Below are 17,706 nucleotides of genomic sequence, written 5' to 3'. Positions count from 1 at the left end.
CGAATGGAGGGCTTTCTTTTAGATAGCCCACAACATGAATGGTGTTATCTCCACTATTTCAAGTTTATGCATTTTTCTAAAATAACGGTCAGAGCTGTTTCAAGAAATCTTCCCATCGGAATGATGCCTCTTGATGAAAGTCGTCGGACGATGTGAGCTTTGAGCTTTGCATGCATGCCGGTTTTGCTATACTCCATTGGGCTTGTTGTTCCAGAATGACTGCTGTTATTCGGGTTGCAATATGGATTGATCGAAAAGAAGACAAGGTATGACCCATCTGCCGACAGAAGATGAAACCCCGGTTCCCGGAGAGTTGTTATTGTATACTTCTCCGGATGGCAAAATCCGTCTGGATCTTCGCATCCATGATGAGACGTTGTGGATGACTCAGCAGATGATGGCTGAACTGTTCCAGACAAGTAAACAGAACATCGGGCAGCATGTTGCGAATATCCTGCAAGAAGGTGAGCTTCAAGAGGATGGAACTGTAAAGAATTTCTTTACAGTTCGATTCGAAGGGGAACGACAGGTGAAACGTTCTGTTATCTTCTACAACCTCGATATGATCATTTCTGTCGGTTACCGGGTGAATAGCATACGGGGCACTCAATTTCGCATATGGGCGACCCAGCGCCTGAAGGAATACATGATCAAGGGGTTTGCCATTGATGACGAACGCTTGAAGAACCCGCCGATTCCCGGAACGACACCGTTGCCGGACTATTTTGATGAATTGCTCGAGCGTATTCGGGACATTCGTGCCAGCGAACGGCGCATGTACCTGCGCATCAAGGATGTTTTTGCCATGGCGGCTGACTATGTGCCGTCCGGAAAGGAAACGACGGAGTTTTTCAGCTCGATTCAGAACAAACTGCACTATGCCATTACCGGACACAGTGCTGCGGAATTGATGATGATGCGGGCAGACGCATCAGCGCCCAACATGGGGTTGACCAGCTGGGTTGGAGACCGAATCCATGTCAGTGATGTTACGGTCGCAAAGAACTACCTTAACGAGGAAGAAATCAGCGATTTCAATCGTTTGACCTCCCTGTGCCTGGACTTTGTCGAGGATCAGGCAAAGAACCGCCGTGAGATATTCCTGCATGAGTGGGAAGACAAGCTTAACGAACTGCTTCGTCTCATGGGAAGGCGTGTACTGAAAGGCAAGGGGCAGCGGTCAAAGAAGCAGGCCCAGACGCATGTTCGGGGGCAATACCGGCTCTATGAGGAACGCCGCAGGCTGGAGGCGGAACATCAGGCGGAACAGGATTATGTGAAAGAACTGGAGCAGAATATCAAAAGGCTGGAGAACAAGAAAGGCCGCAAGTAATTTTCAATTCCAGGCCGTTAAAAGCTTGGGGATGTGTGGTGTGTTTTTTCCGAAAGAACGCGTCAGCATTCTATTCCCACACTTTTTGATCCTCTGTCACCTATTATTGACAATGGATTCTTGATGCATCGTCATTCTTGAGAAACAGGTAATTCCTGTGCCCGTTTCTGTGCCATGTTCATCAGGAAGCTCATTTGATCCGTGGAGTCCTTACTGATAACATCATTCAATTCCCAGAAAAACGCTGCCACTAGCGCATCATTGCATTCTTTCTGAATCCTGTCTTCCATGGCAGGGAGCAATAGTTCTTCCTCCCTGGTTCCAACCGGATAGGCGGCAATGACATTATCAGTGATATTTGACAGGGGCAAGATGACTTCGTTGAGATACCCCTTATTCAGTTCATCACAGGTTGTCCCCCATTTTTTCATCAATGCATCATATCTCTTCCCGATGATGTCGAGGTAATCCATGGCGTCATTGTAGGTCGCAAGGGACAATATCTCCTTTTCCAGCTCCTGTTTCAATTCATCCATCTCCTTGAGGCACTGGCGTTGCACTGTCTCGACTTTTCGTTCGTATTCCTTCGCCTTGCCAAGGTAGTCATCCAGTTTGTAGTAGGTTCGGATTTTTCTGTACAGGGCGTCCTTGAATTCCTGAGATGGCCTGGCGGCCCATTGACCGCCCGTATTGAACGCGGATGGAGAAGTATCAGTCCGGGACGATTGTTGCCATAGCCATACGCCGGCAAGTGCGAGAATGATGACGGCAACAGTGACTGCGTAGGAAACGGATTTTCCGGAAGCTCCCGTTTTCCGTAATCCTCCGGCCTTCCCCTGTTGCAGCCATTCCTTCCACTGACCGGCTGTCTGGCAACGCTCTTCAGGACTGAGCCGCAGGTTCCTGTCAATGGATGCCAGCAATTCCCGGGGCCATGGCTGGGAAAGAGCCATGCCCGAGAGCGGGACGACCTCATCCCGCATCAGCCTCCTGTCGGCCGGTTCGACGGAAATTCCCGAGATCAACTCGTACCAGGTAGCGGCCAACGCATAGAAATCCGTCCATGGGCCGATTGCTCCTTTCCCGGTGATTTGTTCCGGGGAGGCGTAGGCGTACGAGAATTCTCCCTGAGTAATCGTACAGGTCACTTCCGGCTTGTTGAGCGCCGCCCCGAAGTCGATCAGCACAGGCAACCCCCGTTCGTCAAAGAGGATGTTGCCGGGCTTGATGTCGCGGTGGTAGATCCCCTTGCCATGCAGATAGTCCAGACCACCCAGCAGGAGCAGAAGCCACTCGGCGGCTTGCTCCAGGGTTATAGTGCTCTTCCCGGAAGCGGCTTCGTCCATACGTTCCCGCAGCGAACCGCCTTCCAGCCACGGCATCACATAGAAGATGCTGCCATGGGACTCGAAGACGTCGTAGACCCGGACGATGCGTTCATGGTTCAGGGAAGCCAGCGTTTGCGCTTCCTTGCGGAGTGAATCCATAGCCGTCCGGTAAGCCTGCCGGGACGTATGAGGCAACGGGATGATCTCTCCCGTATCCGAATCCCGGCTGCACAACCCCAGGGGGAAACATTCCTTGAGAACAATGTTGCGCCTGAGCTGGCTGTCCCAGGCGATGTAGGTGATGCCGAAGCCTCCCTGGTCCAGCGCCTTGAGCAACTTGTAATTGCCCAGCAGAGATCCCGGAGGCAATGCGAAGCCGGAGGCGTCCATACAATCAGGCAAGCGGGGGATTGCCGAGCCTCGGCACTTCATCGGCTAGGAACTCTTTCAGGGTTTTTCCCTGGGCAAAGGCTTTTTTCTCAAGAACCTTGCGGGTATCCGGGTCGAGCTTCAGGGTAATCAGCGTCTCCTCTTCCACCTGCACCCGGCTCGGGAGAGTCAGCGGGAGCTGCTTGATGAGTTCCCGGATGATATGTTCCTTGGCGGCGGGAATGGGCTTTTTCGCCATCCAGTTGCGGACGGTCGCTTCCGTCACGAAACATCGTTCGGCGAGCCATGCGTAGTCGAAACCGTTGGCCTTGAGCCACAGCTTGACATTCATTTTCAACTCATCCTGATTCACTCCCGCCATGTTTCGGAATGTAGCACTATCGCTCAGGAATGGCAATACGGTTATATAACATCCCTATTTTTGAGATTAAAGTGAGATTTTCAGGTTGACTAAAATCGTAAAAAGGAGATATACAGGCAATGTAAACGAGATGCCGGCAATGAAAAGTATCATCCAGTTCACCTGTCCCCAGTGCGGAGGCCATCAACTGATGCTCGTCGAACGGGCCATGCACCGTTATGTCGTCCAGAGTCTGGAGGCCGATCGTCAGGGAGGGCTGTCTGTCGGACACAAGGTTCTGGTGGACGATTTATGCGGAGAGCCGCTGGGGTACCGCTGCGCGGACTGCCGTCATCCGGATTGCCATGGGAATGATTCATCGGAAGGATTTCAATGGCATTCCCTGAAGGAGGTGCAAAGCGCCGGAGCCATTGCCTGGCCGGACGGAATGGAAACGGTAGAGCACCGGTGCATGGTTTGTTTCCCCGACGGGAAGATGACGCCTGTGATCGTCGAGGTCGTTCATCCCGGAACTCTCACCGAGAAGGAACGCCGCACCGTTCTGGAACGGGAGCAGGCAGCGCATGGCATCCTGATCAGCCAGTCGGATTCCGGGATTCGAACGTTGGCCTGCCACAACTGGAAGCGGGTTAAGAAGCATATTCTGCAATCAATAACCAACGACATGTAATCACATGAAGAGAAATGAAATATATAAAATCGGGTTAGCGACTGGACTGGCCATTGTGACCACCTCCCTATTGTCCTCCTGCGCCATCCTTGTCGGGAAGAGCGCTCGGGAACTTAGCAAGACTGAACCAGGCAGGGAGATTCTGTTTACGTTGATTTGCTCCGGATTGTTTGGTTATTCGATCTTCCTGGCGCTTTACTGGTTGTCCGAGCATAAAGAACCGGCTGCAATCAAGGACTTCAAGACGATTGCCATTGTATTCGCCGTGGTCGATCTCATCCTTGCCGTGATAGACTCCGGTTTTCTTGCTTTGCTGGAATTGGCGGCCATTGTCCTGGTTGCTCATAAAGTTCTGAATTTCACACTGGGCAAATCATTCGGGGTATTAGGCATCAGTATGGGGATTTCTCTTGTCGGAGGTTTTCTGGCAGCAGCTATTTTGGGTGTAGAGATATAGAAACATTCGTACGTCACTCTTTGTGGTATTTTGGCTCTAACTCTTTTCGCGTCTTATCATGCAGGCAAAATCCTATCCGGATGGAATTAACACAAATACAAACATAACAATGAATACAGTACGTCAAAGACAAAGACTTGGGATAAAAAGAAGCATTCTTACTGCTCTGTTGATGGGATTTTGCTGCCTTTTTTATGCCCCTGAGGCGTTCTCTCAAGATGAGCCCGGCGCTCCTTCGCAGAGAACCGCAATGGATGATGACTTTGACAAGTCTATGGCGCAGGCGAGGCAACAATATGGTAATCGCTTGTACCAGCAGTACATGGGAGGGGCCACTACAGCCAAGGAACGTGCTATAGGAGTCCTACGGATGGAGAATGCTATTGCTGAAGCTGAGGGAAAGGGAGATACGGCCCAAGCTAATGCGTTGCGCCAGCAGCTTGCTATGGCTCAGAGCAACAATGAATGGTCGACAGGTCATTTACAGCAGAAAGCTAATGCCGGGGATACGAGAGCACAGAGAGAACTGGATGAATACTACGCATTCATGAAAACCGTGGAAGGTTCTTCTCCTGGGGAGGCGTTTCCATCCCTCATCAGCATCATCTCCGGTCTATTGTTGTACGGGTATATTGTGCTACTTTCTCCCAAGGATGCTACAATAAACCGGAAAACATTGATCCCGTGGTGCGTTGGTCTGGCCATCTTCGATATGCTTGGCAACTGGGTGAACCAGTCATGGCTCTTTCTCTTCGTTGAAATCCTGGTCATCCTTGTAGTCGCCCGGAATTTCCAATGCTCATGGAAACGTTCCTTTGCCATCCTGGGCCTCATGCTTGTTTCAATACTCATTCTGGGAGGACTGTTGCCATTATTCTTCTGATGCGCTTTCTCTCGTTCAGTTCATGAATCTACACTTTGATGCTTATGATTTCCTATTACCTTGCTCGACCGGGCAGCACACAGGAAGGACCTTTTTCCGAAGACGAGCTAAAAGGGTTCTATCATCAGCGGACTCTTCCCCCCGGGTCTTACGTCTGGACAGAAGGATGGGATCAATGGCGTCCCTGTGAAGACGCCTTTGAATGGTTTATTTCCAGCGCCAAGCTGCCGCCTCTTCCTCCACATTCCGGTTCAGAAGGTACGACATCCCATTCAAACACATCGTCTGCTCATGCGGAACAACACGAGAAAGCCTTTTCTCCAGATGAAATGAAGGCATCGACGGCAAAGGAATACAGGTCCTTGTCAGATTGGATGCAGAACCATGAAATTCTGAATCAGATCCATCGATGGGGATTGAAGAAACTGAATATAGGCTATAAATCATGGAAATTGAGCTATTACACTGCAATAGGAACGGGCTTGTTTTTTCTGATTTTAATAGGAATGCTGAATCATAGGGAAAACAATGATGATATAGTATCCTGGGAAAACGCTAGAACACAAAGGCAAATTTCGAATGAGCTCCAAGATCAAAGATTACGCCAAATGGCACAACAAGCGATAATGTACAATAACAGAATTCAGGCAGAACGTGAAGCCAATAAAATTGAGACCTGCAACAGATGCAGGGGAGCTGGAACATGTACTGCGGGGGCAGGTGGATACAATATGAACCGGCCAATTATTGTGTGCCCAACCTGTAGCGGAACAGGACAAGTAAGACATTCAAATAATCCAGGTCCATGGGCGCTTTAAAATTATGAAAAAATATATTACACTTTTTTTACTTTTTTCATTATTCCTGTCGTCTTGTGATAAGTTAACATCCTCAGATAAGCAAGAAATAGATAGGCAAGTTGCCCGACTATCTCCTGAAAAAGAAGCAGATTTTGTTCTTGGTAAAATGTTGTTAACGATCAAAAACGGAGGAGATATTAACGATTGTGAGACGAGGTATCCTTATATAGGAGGATCATGCGAATATCCCACGGCCTTGCATATTGCTGTTTATCAGAGAAAACCTCAAATTGCTGAGCTTCTGTTGAAACTTGGAGCAGATCCGAATGCTCATATCTCTAAAAATGAAATATCCGCATTGCATAACGCTGTCTTTACGGATCAGTATGATCTTGTTAAATCATTGCTGGATCGAGGAGCCAATCCCGATGAAGTAGGAAAACATACCTCTTCACTATTGGGAGACGCCTGCTCTCGATATCGAGAAAGTCCCCAAATAGCAATAGAGTTAATTCAAAGACACGCCAATGTCCGAATCACAGGAGTTGATGGTGCAACCCCACTTCACGATTTAGTGAAGCGTTCAGACTCCGATTATACCTCAGAATGGGGAACTGTCTTTGATCTTATTATTCGAAATGGAGCTGAAGTCAATTGTCGTGATGCGAAAGGGAAAACGCCCTTACATGAGGTAGACAACTTACACATGGCTAAATTACTTATTGCTAATGGGGCTGATATTAACAGCAAGGACAACTTGGGAAGAACCCCATTATTTTACATCAAAAATAAAGATATTATTCAATATCTTATAGAGAATGGAGCTATTCTTGATATAAAGGATAAAAACGGAGCAACTATTCTTCATTATATATTATCGCAAGACTTTGGAGAACTTGAATATTTTAGAGGGCTTAAATTCGAAGCCGATCGAATTAAATTTATTACAGAAAGAGGTATTGACGTAAACATTCAGGATATTGATGGAAATACGCCATTACATTTAATAATGAGAGAACCTTATTGTGAATATATTTCGGAATGGGGAACTTATGACAAGTTCGGAGCGGATGATTTATTTCCACTGCTAGTTACAAGCCAAACTGATGTAACGATCAAGAATAAGAAAAACAAAACAAGTTTAGAACTGGCATATTCAATTTCTAAAGAAACTGGAGATCGGTTAAAGGAAATATTAAGAGAAAAGAATAAGAACGGAAATACCGCACCTATGGATGTTGCCAACGAAGGAGATGCGACACAAGTGACATATGGAGACAAGGAACCACTTAGCAGAGAACAAATCAACGCAAATGCACTTAGAGAAGAGATTGCCAGACGTGATGCTTCTTTCGAAAATTCTCCAGCAAGACGTATGGAATGGATGCGAAATTCAGAACGTCAAAACATGCTAAATGAACTCGCACGACTTGAGACTGCAAAAGCGAACGTCAACATGCAGATTAAAGAAAGAGAACCAGCTCTTATGTCGGCTGTTGATGAGCGACATACGGATAGTGTAAAAGCATTACGGGAAGCCGTAGCAAACGCGAAAAGCAAGGATGAAGGGAAAAGAAAAGATTCCCTTTCCCCCGAGGAGGCTCAAAAACCAGTGGTTTTGCAAGACATATCGTCCGGCAACCTTAATGCAGGAAAAATGTCCATCGCCAACATTAAACGGGCTCTGAAGGACGCAAAAGAGGATGATCAACTACTACTTAACGATCTCGCTTCCGTCGTTACCGACCTTTATAGGTCAAAGCAAGAGATATCCCTGGTTCGTAAACAGAACATCAAAGATGAAAAGCAAATATCCAGCCTTGAATCATGGGCTGTCTCATGCATGACCCCCAACGCTCTTACTGGCCGTACCGATCCGGCAGGGGCGGAAAACGCCAGGCGTAAAGCCCGGATACTTGAGGGAGCAATTCAACAAAGGAATACCGGGATTCGAAACAAGTTGAATGCTCTCGCCGACAGAGCCCGGGAATTGGAGTCAAAGTTGAGAAATAATGGCAGAGCAGAAGATGCCGACATGCTGAAGAAAAGCGCTCGTTATTTTCTACAAGATCTTTGAGTTATCTAGTACTGTCTTCAGATGATACCTTGCCCTCTCCCATTGGCTTATTCGTCTCCTAACAATCATGATGACATAAACGTTACGGAAGATGGGAGCAAGAGCGCGTCGTTGCAATAACACCTCCCTCACCGTCATATATACCAGACACGGGAATTTACCCGCCTGTCATCCTTCACAACATGAAAATAATGAACTGGAACAATGTTTTCGCCTGTACTTTTGTTGCATTTACCTTACCCATTTCGGCGTTATCCGACACGGAACCGTTACCCGATTTTAACGTATTAAAGAAACAGGCTGAAGAGGGGGACATGGAATCCCAGTTTCAACTGGGCAGATGCTACGCTTTCGGCACAGGAACGGACAAAAATGGTAAGCAAGCTGCTCTCTGGTTTCGAAAAGCGGCGGAACAAGGGCATGCCAAGGCTCAATACAATTTGGGAGTAGCTTATGCGACCGCCCTTGGCGTTGATCATGATGATACCGAAGCTCGCAAATGGTTCCTTAAATCGGCTCAGCAGGGATTTGCAAACGCCCAATTCAACATGGGGCTACTGGAAGCTAAAGGAACTTCAGGAACAAGAAATATGGAACAAGCCTTCGGATGGTTCCTGAAAGCGGCCGAACAGGGATTGCCTCGTGCACAGTTTATGACTGGTCTCTTCTATTCTTCCGGAGAAGGATGCCGGAAAGACCACGATGAAGCCATGAAATGGATTTCAAAGGCGGCGGAACAAAATGATACGGAAGCCTTGTTATGGCTGGGTGATTCCTACGCCTTGAATGATGATATGAAGAAAGCCTTTTCACATTGGAAGAAAGCGGCCGATCTCAATCATCCCAAGGCCTTATATATTCTGGCCCAATGTTATGAACAGGGGAATATGGTAGAACAAAATGAACAGCAAGCTTTCGAGTTGTACCGGAAAGCGGCGGAATTGGGTCATATCCAAGCCATGAATACCCTGGCACTTTACTATCTTAACGGGAAAGGAGGAATTCCGAAAAATCCTCAACTTGCCATTTCCTGGCTTACAAAAACAGCGGAACAAGAGGATGCGTATGCCCAAAACTTGCTCGGGATGGGATATTTATATGGGTTGGGAAATATTCCCCAGGATCTGCAACTGGGGGCACAATGGACACTCCGGGCGGCTCGTCAAGGGGTTCCTGAAGCTCAGTCACGTGCCGGTAGTATGTATTTCACGGGTATGGGAGTTGAAAAAAATATGAAAAAAGCCGTATCGTGGTGGGAAAAAGCCGTCGCTCAGGGAGAGAAAAGAGCCCAATTCAGTTTAGGTTTATGCCTTATTGATGGAAATGGAATCGGAAAGGATCCGGAAAGAGGAATCAAATTGATTGAATTGTCGGCGCAGCAAGGAGAAGTGGCTGCACAACATTACATGGGGCTTTTTTGTGCTCAGGGAACATTTGGCATGAAAAAGGATATGGAAAAGGCTATCTCCTGGTGGGAAAAAGCAGCCTCTCAAAATAACCCTGCCTCACTATGTATTTTGGCTCAAATTTATGAAGAAGGCATCCATAAGCCCAAAAATGAAAATATGTTTATTCAATTATACCGCAAAGCGGCAGAAGGTGGAGACGCCATTGCTCAAAATGCTCTCGGCCACTTCTACACGAACGGTCTTTACGGTTTTCCTAAAGACCCGAAGCTTGCCTTTCAGTGGACGCTTAAATCGGCAGAGCAAGGTAATTCCAGTGCCATGGTCAATTTGGGGTATTTTTATGAAGTAGGAGATGGTTCAACCGATCCCAAACGCGTATTTGACAGGCCTTACGGTATCGTACCCAGAGATTACGACAAAGCTGCCGAGTGGTACGAAAAAGCAGCGGTTCAAGGTCATGTTCGTGCGCATTTTTACCTTGCTACAATTTACAGGCTCAAATCAGACGATAGAAAATACATGGAATATCTTGCCAGGGCTGCGAACCTGGGAGATCCGGAAGCTCAATTTGAAATAGCGAACACTTTTCAAAGTATCGGCGATCGTAAATCCGCCGTGACCTGGCTCATGAAAGCAGCCGAGCAAGGATTTACCAGAGCACAAGTTAATCTTGGCTACTGTTATGAAATGGGTGATGGAGTTGCCAAGGACCTTGATAAGGCGGCCGAATGGTACAATAAAGCTGCCAATTTGGGAAACGGGGAAGCAAAATACCTGTTGAATAAACTTAAGGAACAATAACGTTAGGAACATGATTTCATTTAGATGAAAGACAAATCAAATCGCTGGCCCCGGAGTGCCAAGATCACTGTGTGGGTGCTGGGTGTTTTGCTCGTCGCTTCATTGGTTACTGGCTTTATGTTGTATTCTGGACTTATGGATACAGCATACGATCCTAATGTAGCTAATCCTTGTGACATAATTTATTGACATCCAGCAATACTTCGCCGCTCCAAGTTCCCGGTGTAATTATCCCACGCCCCGGTACAGAGCACTGTACCGGGGCGTTGATTTTCTGAACAACTCAAAGAAAGGAGATTCTTATCATGAAAAGTAAAAGAACGCCGACAATCGAAGAAGTAGACGAGAAGCTTCAGGAGATCGCATACGGACCCGCCAAACGTCCGTGGCCCCGGAGTGCGAAGATCACTGTGTGGGTGCTGGGCATCTTGCTGTTCCTTGCCGGTGCCTATGTTGTGCTTGACGCTACAACAGTGCCAGCAGGGGACTATATTACGGACGAAGGTGACATTCATCTCCTCAACAGACTCGTACCGGAATTGCCAGACTCCAAGCAAGCCCCAACAAAAACGGTAAGAGAATTGTAATCTCGTCAGCAACACCCAGCTGTTCCACACCCGGAGCGGCTGGGTGTTGCTTTTCTTTTAGCTCAGTCATAAATACTGTTCATGAGATCTTCCTACTGGCATCAGCTGACCAAGACAGCTACTACGATTCATGGTTCCGGGTACGACAAGTTCATGTCCACTTTCCCGGGACAACGGGATATGAAGCTCTTTCTCATCTGAAATAACACCTTCCCTCCCGTCATATATACCAGACACAGGGATTTACCTGCCTGTCATCCTTCGAAGAGCCGCCATGGTCCCATCCCGGGGCATGGCGGTTTTTCTGTATCCATCCATCAACAACGAAAGAACCACCATCATGGCTATCAAACTCATCGCCAACTACAGCAAACGACTCGGACTGCCGGGATATTCCTCCCACCAGTTCGAGGTCTCCATCGAAACCGAAATCACCCACACATCCGAACTGGCTGCGGAAACCGAGCGGCTCTACGGCTCCCTTCAGACTGCCGTCGACGCCCGGATCCAACAGGTCGGGTTCGTTCCTGACGAACATTACGGCTCACAGGTCACGCAAAGGCCTGCCCTTGGGGCTTCCTGCTCACAGATGATATCCACATCATCCGTGAAACAAACACCGCCTGCAAGCGCTCCCGAGACCTCTGTTGCAACCGTTCCCACATGGAAGTTCTCGGAGAAGCAACAGTCTCTCATCCTGGAACTGGCCGGGAAGGCCGGGTTGGATGACTCTGCCCTGAACGAACTGGCTTCCCGGAGATTCAACAAGTCCGTTGCCATGCTCAACCGCATGGAAGCCTCCGGGTTAATCGACGAACTGATGAACCGCTCCGGTGCGACATTCAAACGTTCGGCATCAGGCAGGAACAACTACACCCGCCGTCCCGCTACGACCTATGCCGGTAACTCCAACCCGTACTGACCTATGATTGCTCCCGTAACCTGTCCCATACGTTCATCCTCCCTGCACCCGGCTATCGCATTGGTGAACAAATTTCCTTCGGAGGCTTCTTCTCCTTCTGCCATCCGCCCGGACTACCTGTCTCCCTCCTCGGTCAAATCGTATCTGTCGTGTTCTCTGCGCTTCTTCTTCGAGAGGGTAGCACAGATACGGAAGCCGACGACGGTTGCCCCGCATGTCGGCAAGGCCATCCACGCCACACTCCAGTCCTTCAACCTCGCCCGATGGCGGGAAGAGGACAGTAGTGAGACGGCCATGGAAGAAGCCTTCTCCGCCCACTTTCTGGAGTTGGAGAAGACGGAAGGCCCGGTGACTACGTCGACGAAGAAACGAGACAGAAGATACGTTCCTGCGCCTTTGACCACGAACTCCAGCTGGTTACCTATCAGATGATGATCGAAGAAGCCACGGGAGACACGCCTCCGTCGCTGGATCTGATCTACCTGGTCAAGACGAAGATGCCCCAGGTGATCCGGGTCAAGATTCACCCAGCCAACGAACAGCGCAAGCAACGCATCGCCGACTTGTACAGGATTGCCTGTGAAGGCATCACTACTGAACGTTTCCATCCCCAGCCCGGGATGCAATGCTCCTGGTGCCAGTACAGGAAGGAATGTTCCGGGTGGTGCAGGCAGTAAAGGGATGGAGATGCTGTCGATTCAGAAGCCTGCCATCAGGTGTGGCTGGCTTCTTTTTAGCTGTCACATCTATATTTCTTCCTCATCAGAGAAGAAGGAAGGAGTCAGTTCCAGAAGCTGGTAACGATTCTTTCTGACTCCCAGATTGTATTCCACAAGAAGAGAAACCAATTGGTCGCCGTCAATCAAATCGATGGGGGTATGGGAGGAGGTGCGCCTCGCTTCATCCCTGGCGCCTCTGGAAAAATTGGAAGTCGTCACAATCAGGCCGCGTTCGTCCGTCCCCAAGCTGCCGCGAAGTTGCTGGACGACAGGAGACTGCACATTGGCTTTCCATCGTTTGGCCTGTACGGCCAGCTTGATATGAATGACATCATGTACCGTCATAATGCCTCGCACATCAACGCCCCCGTCTCCGCCATAGGGAGTCCTGCTCACTTCGGAAAATCCCATTTTACTCAACAGAGTAGTAATCAATTCCTCAAAATCCTGCGGGTTTAATTGCATCATCCGTTCCATCAGGACTTTTCTTTGTTTATCATTGAACGAATCAATGTGACGTTCCAAGCCGGTTGATTTCCAGATGGTCAACCCAACCATTCCATTGCCCAACTTTTCGAAGCGGGGGATCTTCCCCTGTTTTTCTCTTCGCTGGATTTCTGTCAGGATTTGCGCGTACATGCTGGCCTCGGGAGTCAGCCCTTCCGTCTTGAGCCACCCCAACTCCAGGGCTTTGCTGGTAATATCCCTGTAGTGCATGGGGGCATTCCCTGAAAAGTGAAGGAGGACTTTTTCCGCACAGTCCGAAAAAGAATAGGAACCTGCTGACTTCTCCGGTTGTTTCCTTTTAACCGCTTTTCCTGCCTTTTCCCCTGAGTCCGACAATTCGATTTTCACGTTCGGGTTAAGCGCAAAGAGCCCTTCTGCCGCCTTGATGAACCGGGATTGATTTCCATGCTTTTTGATATCCTCATAGATACGCGCTCCGACTGTAGCGTCGGGAGTCTTTCCTTGAGATTGCCACATTCCCCGTTGGATGAGTGCAGCGGCAAGTTCTTTAGGACGCATGGGAGATACAGATTTTTGCAGAAGTAAATAAACGGAATCAAGAAGGCGGCTCATCTCAGGAATTGTCATAGGTTACCATCCTTTCCGGGGCGGGCAATCTCTTTTATCTCTGCTTCCCGTTTATCTGAGTACGATCCGTACCGAATAGGTCAGCATGGGGCCGCATGATTGTGCATCCAATAAGTGCGGAACAAATTTTTGATGAAATACTCTGAATGAGATGGCTGGATACCGCTTTGTATGGTACTTGTCTCTGTAGTTCTACATCTGTTTCATCTTATGCCCATCAAAAAAAGCCAAATATACTCTTCACTCTGGTCTGCCTGCGACGAATTGCGCGGCGGTATGGATGCCTCCCAGTACAAGGATTATATTCTGACTCTGTTGTTCATCAAATACATCAGCGATTTACACAAGGCCGGACGCCGGTCCCTGATCGTGGTTCCCCGGGGTGCGAGCTTCGATGACATGTATGCCATCCGCCACGAGGACGATCTGGGCGACAAAATGAATAAGATGGTCGAGAAGATCACCTCGGCCAATGCGGGGATCGGCAATATCAATGTGGCAGATTTCGACGACGGCAACAAGCTGGGTGACGCCCGAGAGAAAAAAGAGAAACTTGCCAGACTACTTGCTATCTTCAGCCGTCCGGAGCTGGATCTTACATCCAACCGTGTCGATGGGGACGATATTCTGGGCGACGCCTACGAGTACCTGATGAAGAACTTCGCCACGGAGTCAGGGAAATCGAAAGGCCAGTTTTATACCCCTGCCGAAGTTTCGCGCCTGATTGCAGCCGTCATCGGCATGAGTAACCGCCCTGCGGACGGCGAAAGCCTGGTGACTCTCTATGACCCGGCATGCGGCTCCGGCTCTCTCCTGCTGCGGGCGGCAGAGGCTTCCCCTGTCAAGGTATCCATCCACGGGCAGGAAAAGGACGGTTCCACAGCCGGCCTTGCCCGGATGAACATGGTGCTGCACGGGCAGGATACCGCCGTCATTCACGATGGCAACACGCTGGCCAATCCGCGCTTCAAGGACGGAGACGTCTTGCGGACATTCGACTACGTGGTCGCCAATCCGCCTTTTTCGCAAAAGAACTGGATGACGGGGTTCGAGCCTGCTGCCGATCTTTATCACCGTTTCGAGGACGGCATTCCCCCGGAAAAGAACGGAGACTATGCCTTCCTGCTTCATATCATCAAGTCCATGAAGCCCAAGACGGGCAAGGGCGCGTGCATTCTTCCCCACGGCATTCTGTTCCGGGGCAACGCAGAGGCGGATATCCGCCGGAACCTGATCAAGAGACGCATCATCAAGGCTATCATCAGCCTGCCGCCGAATCTGTTTTATGGGACGGGTATTCCCGCCTGCATCATTGTTCTGGACAAGGAAAACGCCGCCGCCCGGGATGGTATTTTCATGATCGACGCCAGCAAAGGCTTCATCAAGGACGGCGCGAAGAACCGTCTGCGCGAGCAGGATATCCAGAAGGCCATGGATGTCTTCCATGAATGTCAGGAGATACCGGGGTACTCCCGCATGGTTCCCTTGGCCGAAATTGATGCCAATGACTACAACTTGAATCTTCCGAGATACATCGACTCTTCGAATGATGAAGTGCGGCAGAACCTCTTTGCTCATCTCAACGGGGGGATTCCCGATGACGATCTCCGGGAGTTGGACGATTATTGGCAGGTATTCCCCCAGTTGCGTACACAATTATTTTCTCCGTCCGTTCATGTCGGGTACAGTGTATTGAATGTACCGTCCGGAAATATCCGTTCGTTGATTCTGGAAAGTCCCGAATTTCAGCAATTCCGCACTGCGGTGGAAAATCGCTTGTCGCGTTGGATGCAGCAGACCCGCGAGCTCATGATGGGGCTCCATGTCGGCGTGCATGCGAAGGACTTCATTCGTACGCTGGGCGACTCGCTGCGCGAACTCTTCCACGACATGCACCTTGTAGATGAATACGATGTGTACCAGCGCCTGATGGACTACTGGGAAGAGCCGATGCGGGATGATGTCTACCTCATCGCGGCCGAAGGGTGGATCTTCAAGACCAGCAACCTGACCAAAACAGACAAAAAGGGGAAAGAAAAAATCACGGGATGGGAAAGCCCCCTTCTACCGGAGACCTTGCTGCAACAGCACTTCTTCCCGGATGAAGTCGAGGAGCTTCACCAAAAACGACTGCAAGCCGAACAAATACAGACAGAGCTTGATTCGCAGGAAGAGGAACAACTGGGAGAGGACGGCTTCTTCTTCCAGTGGGAAAAAGTCGATCTTGCGGCATTGAAAAGCCGTATCAAGGAGATCAAAGGAGATTTGCTGAGAGCAGAAGAACTGGCCTTCCTCCGGGATTTTCTCGCCCGGAAGACAAGCGTCAATGAATTGAAATCCGACATCAAAACGTTGGAAACGAAGCTAAACCTTCGTACTCGGCAGGCGTGTGATGCTCTGACCGAAGACGAGGGGAAAATGATTGTCGTGAATCAAAAGTGGTTAGCGTCTCTTCGTTCCAGCATCCACGAAGATGCGGAACGAGTGATGCATACGTTTGCGCAGCAGTTGAAGATTCTGGCGGATCGTTATGCTACACCGTTGCCGGAGATTGAGCAGAACGTTGTTGAACTCAAGGATAGGGTAACCGCCCATTTGCAGAAAATGGGGCTGACATGGGAGGGGAGTCAGAGATGAGTAGTATTCCCAAAGGGTACAAAAAAACTGAAGTCGGGGTAATTCCTGAAGAGTGGGATGTACTAGATATTGATCATATCACTGATAAAGTTGGCAGTGGAATAACACCCAGTGGAGGCAGTCTCGTCTATTCAACAAATGGGCATCCGTTTATTCGAAGCCAAAATGTTGGTTGGGGAAATTTCATAATGGATGATATAGTTTACATAAATGATCATATACATAAAAAACAGTTATCTACTGAGGTAAAGTGGGGGGATATTTTACTTAATATAACAGGAGCCTCAATAGGTAGATCTTCGGTTGTGTTACGAGACGATTTGATTGGTGGAAACGTTAATCAACATGTGTGTATTATACGTTTATGTGATCAATATGATTCAAAATTTGTTAATATAAATATATTGTCTAATTTAGTTCAAAATCAAATCAAAGCATTTCAAGCTGGAGGTAATAGAGAGGGACTCAATTTTTCCCAAGTAAGAGTTATTAAAATGCCTTTCCCTCCTTCTTCTGAAAGGCAAGCCATTACCGAAGTTCTTTCGGACATGGACGCGTTGATTGAAGCGCAGAAAAAACTCATCGCTAAAAAACGGGACATCAAGCAAGGAACCATGCAGTATCTTCTTTCCGGGCGAGTGCGCCTCCCGGGGTATGAAACCAAAGGCTGGAAGCATACGGATATTGGAGATATTCCGGATGATTGGGTGGTGAAAAAGTTAGGAGATATTTCCGACTTATATCAGCCTAAAACAATTTCTCAAAATGAAATGCATGACTCTGGTCCTTATTTAGTTTATGGTGCAAATGGTATTATAGGACGTTATCACGAATACAATCACAAAGAATCAGAGATTATGATTACATGTCGAGGAAATACATGTGGCACAATCAATATATCATCTCCATATGCTTGGATTACCGGTAATGCCATGGTTGTTCGTATACAAAATAAAGAATTTATAGATAACAAGTTTATTTCATATTTTCTGAAATACACTTCACAAATTTTAGGATCAATTACGGGTGGAGCACAACCTCAAATTACCCGTGAACCTCTGAAAAAATTATGGATTTATTGTCCTCGTTTTTCCGAACAACAAGCCATTGCGCAAGTCCTTTCTGACATGGATAATGAAATAGAAACCCTCGAAGCGGAACTTGAGAAACTTAACCACATGAAACGCGGTATGATGCAGGAACTGCTGACGGGACGCATCCGCTTGATCTAAATACT

At 48.4% G+C, this 17,706-nt stretch carries 16 protein-coding genes; 13 read left to right on the top strand and 3 right to left on the bottom strand.

Features of this window, described 5'->3' with window-relative positions; translation table 11 throughout:
- Positions 1-268: 268 nt before the first annotated feature.
- A complete protein-coding gene (locus tag J5W70_RS08680; protein ID WP_102730913.1) occupies positions 269-1,333 on the top strand; it encodes a virulence RhuM family protein in 1,065 nt (354 codons plus the stop codon).
- A 131-nt stretch (positions 1,334-1,464) separates the two neighbouring features.
- On the opposite strand, the gene J5W70_RS08675 is transcribed toward J5W70_RS08680, so the two are convergent.
- Both J5W70_RS08675 and J5W70_RS08670 read right to left on the bottom strand, forming a co-directional pair.
- Complete coding sequence (locus J5W70_RS08675; protein WP_180973739.1) at positions 1,465-3,063, bottom strand: serine/threonine protein kinase; 1,599 nt, start codon at positions 3,061-3,063, stop codon at positions 1,465-1,467.
- The gene (locus tag J5W70_RS08670) at positions 3,056-3,412 is read right to left on the bottom strand and encodes a hypothetical protein (RefSeq protein WP_102730251.1); all 357 of its coding nucleotides are present in this window, start codon (positions 3,410-3,412) and stop codon (positions 3,056-3,058) included. Before J5W70_RS08670 ends, J5W70_RS08675 begins: the two co-directional genes overlap by 8 nt.
- A 139-nt stretch (positions 3,413-3,551) precedes the next feature.
- On the opposite strand from J5W70_RS08670, the gene J5W70_RS08665 reads away from it, so the two are divergent.
- From J5W70_RS08665 to J5W70_RS08620, 10 genes are all read left to right on the top strand, one after another.
- Positions 3,552-4,082 carry a hypothetical protein gene (locus J5W70_RS08665; RefSeq protein WP_146020003.1) on the top strand — a complete coding sequence of 177 codons (531 nt, stop codon included), beginning with the start codon at positions 3,552-3,554 and terminating at the stop codon, positions 4,080-4,082.
- Between the two features lie 4 nt (positions 4,083-4,086).
- Positions 4,087-4,539, top strand: coding sequence for a hypothetical protein (locus J5W70_RS08660; RefSeq protein WP_102730916.1), 453 nt, complete (start codon positions 4,087-4,089; stop codon positions 4,537-4,539).
- Between the two features lie 109 nt (positions 4,540-4,648).
- Positions 4,649-5,422, top strand: coding sequence for a hypothetical protein (locus J5W70_RS08655; RefSeq protein ID WP_146020004.1), 774 nt, complete (start codon positions 4,649-4,651; stop codon positions 5,420-5,422).
- A gap of 44 nt (positions 5,423-5,466) precedes the next feature.
- Positions 5,467-6,240, top strand: coding sequence for a GYF domain-containing protein (locus tag J5W70_RS08650; protein ID WP_180973738.1), 774 nt, complete (start codon positions 5,467-5,469; stop codon positions 6,238-6,240).
- Between the two features lie 4 nt (positions 6,241-6,244).
- Positions 6,245-8,299, top strand: coding sequence for an ankyrin repeat domain-containing protein (locus J5W70_RS08645; protein ID WP_102730919.1), 2,055 nt, complete (start codon positions 6,245-6,247; stop codon positions 8,297-8,299).
- 182 nt (positions 8,300-8,481) lie between these two features.
- A complete protein-coding gene (locus J5W70_RS08640; protein ID WP_102730920.1) occupies positions 8,482-10,509 on the top strand; it encodes an SEL1-like repeat protein in 2,028 nt (675 codons plus the stop codon).
- Positions 10,510-10,814: 305 nt separating this feature from the next.
- Entirely contained in the window at positions 10,815-11,096 is a 282-nt protein-coding gene (locus J5W70_RS08635; RefSeq protein WP_102730921.1) for a hypothetical protein, read from the top strand.
- Between the two features lie 340 nt (positions 11,097-11,436).
- Positions 11,437-12,018 (top strand): hypothetical protein, encoded by a 582-nt coding sequence (locus J5W70_RS08630; RefSeq protein WP_215837039.1) that lies wholly within the window; start codon positions 11,437-11,439, stop codon positions 12,016-12,018.
- A gap of 3 nt (positions 12,019-12,021) precedes the next feature.
- On the top strand, positions 12,022-12,450 hold the full coding sequence (locus J5W70_RS08625; RefSeq protein WP_215832714.1) for a PD-(D/E)XK nuclease family protein: 429 nt from the start codon (positions 12,022-12,024) through the stop codon (positions 12,448-12,450).
- Positions 12,447-12,695, top strand: a complete 249-nt coding sequence (locus J5W70_RS08620) for a PD-(D/E)XK nuclease family protein (protein WP_215832713.1) — start codon at positions 12,447-12,449, stop codon at positions 12,693-12,695. The genes J5W70_RS08625 and J5W70_RS08620 overlap by 4 nt, the downstream gene beginning before the upstream one ends.
- 69 nt (positions 12,696-12,764) lie before the next feature.
- Here the strand turns inward: J5W70_RS08620 and J5W70_RS08615 are convergent, their stop codons facing one another.
- A complete protein-coding gene (locus J5W70_RS08615; protein ID WP_215832712.1) occupies positions 12,765-13,817 on the bottom strand; it encodes a restriction endonuclease in 1,053 nt (350 codons plus the stop codon).
- 225 nt (positions 13,818-14,042) lie between these two features.
- Here J5W70_RS08615 and J5W70_RS08610 point away from each other — a divergent pair, with 225 nt between their 5' ends.
- A complete protein-coding gene (locus J5W70_RS08610; RefSeq protein WP_102731196.1) occupies positions 14,043-16,469 on the top strand; it encodes an N-6 DNA methylase in 2,427 nt (808 codons plus the stop codon).
- Entirely contained in the window at positions 16,466-17,701 is a 1,236-nt protein-coding gene (locus tag J5W70_RS08605) for a restriction endonuclease subunit S (protein WP_180973638.1), read from the top strand. Before J5W70_RS08610 ends, J5W70_RS08605 begins: the two co-directional genes overlap by 4 nt.
- Positions 17,702-17,706 lie beyond the last annotated feature (5 nt).

It is taken from the genome of Akkermansia massiliensis (assembly GCF_018847375.1).
Classification (GTDB): Bacteria; Verrucomicrobiota; Verrucomicrobiia; order Verrucomicrobiales; family Akkermansiaceae; genus Akkermansia; species Akkermansia massiliensis.
This window is presented reverse-complemented; position numbering and strand designations above follow the sequence as displayed.